The sequence below is a fragment of the Blautia intestinihominis genome, assembly GCF_040096655.1.
In the GTDB taxonomy this organism is placed as follows: domain Bacteria; phylum Bacillota; class Clostridia; order Lachnospirales; family Lachnospiraceae; genus Blautia_A; species Blautia_A intestinihominis.
Window position 1 is genome coordinate 1 of record NZ_JBBMEI010000169.1, and the last position, 1,722, is coordinate 1,722.

Sequence of the window (1,722 nt, forward strand, 5' to 3'; positions counted from 1 at the left end):
GCTTGAATGAAAAAGTAAATTCTACATTCTAACATACCTTGATTTTATGCGGGATTAAATTCTATTTTCGGAGATACACAACTTAATTTTTTTAGTATATAATGCTTTTATACGGCATAAACAGCATAGTTTTTTGCATGATAAAAGGACATCTGGAAATAGTGTGCAGGACTAAATTCCACATGTCTGTTGGAAAGACTAAATTCTATGCAATGAAACTTGCCTGTGCCTGTATTGTTATTATTATTTTATTAATGCTGGTATCAATGTGACTTCATCGGCTGGTATCTCTGCCAGTCCTAATGCTTTATGAAGTCTGTTATCCAGCAGGAGACGGGATACTTCATATGGACTGTGTCCATTGAGGCTGTCCCGTTTTTCGCTGTTGATATGATTTAATAACAGCAGCGTTGTCTTGTCTGTCATTTTTTCAAAGCTTGTTCCTTTTGGAAGGACATACCTTATATATTCATGATTCTTTTCAAGAGCACCTTTTTGATCAGAACGGTTGGGATCACAATAATAAATACGTGTGCGTACTTCTCCATTTTTGCTATATTCCAGACTTTGCCGGTCCTGAAATTCATGTCCGTTGTCCGTAAGTATCACTTCGAAAAGTTTCTGGAACAGTTCAATTCCAAGTAATTCTGTTAAATGATCAAAAATCCTGGTTACTTCTTTCTGGGTCTGTTCTTCTAAAAGAAACATAAGCATAAGGCTACAGTTTCGAAAGAACATAGTCAGAAAGCAGGGACTGGTACCTTTTGCTCCTTCAACGGTATCCATCTCGATTACATAAACAGATTTGTTCGCTGCGATATATTCCAGAAATTCTTTATAGCTCCTATCTTTTCGGAAACTTCTGTCTTTAAGGCTGGCAGTAGTTTTTCTTTTCCGCTGCTTGTATACCACTTTACGGCGCAGATCTATGTTTCTGGCTTGAAAAACGCCACGGTCTATGTAAGAATATATGGTTCTTCTGGAACAGGCGATCTCATCAGCATGAGATGCGTAGATGTGGGCAATAGATTGTCCTTTTTTGAGAAACGGTGACAACAGGATGTCCAGTTTCTGTATACTTTCCGGTGTCTGATTGATTCCTTCTCTGCTTGTGGTCCTAAGGGCTTCATAGGTGTCCTGGGCGTATTTTGAAGAATAAATCTTTTTGTCCATCATGCAATTCGTTTTCTTGCTGCATCCATTGCACACATAAGGCGGTTTATTTAATTTCTCACATTCTCTTGGTTTATAAAATTTACAGACATCGCTGCATCTGAATTTTCTGCAGAGGACACATTTGTGCCGGCATTCATTATCACCGCACATATGCATGACATTACATATATTTGTCCGGGGCTTTGAACGATCATAATTATTTGCACAGGGAATAGGGGCAAATGCATCTGTACTTCTTTCCCTGATAATAGAATGACGTCTGACTTCTTTGGATATGGTACTTGGATCCTTGTTTAATTCTATTGCAATACTTCTAAATGAATCACCGTTATTTAAATGCTGTTCGATTATAATACGTGCAGATAAGTCAAGATGTTTTTGGTTACCTTTTGGTCTTCCTGTATTCATTTTATCCTCCTTCTGCACAGGCAGGGGATCATCTGCAGTAGTATTTTATAAAAAGAAGAAGGAAAAATCCATGCAGAAGTAAATTCTACAGGTATAGAATTTACTCTTGCAAGGTAGAATTTAAAAATACATTTAACC

1 protein-coding gene is annotated in these 1,722 nt (G+C 37.4%); it reads right to left on the bottom strand.

What is annotated here, in order from left to right; all coding sequences use genetic code 11:
* Positions 1-243: 243 nt before the first annotated feature.
* Complete coding sequence (locus WMO75_RS19455; protein ID WP_118252247.1) at positions 244-1,584, bottom strand: IS30 family transposase; 1,341 nt, start codon at positions 1,582-1,584, stop codon at positions 244-246.
* Positions 1,585-1,722 lie beyond the last annotated feature (138 nt).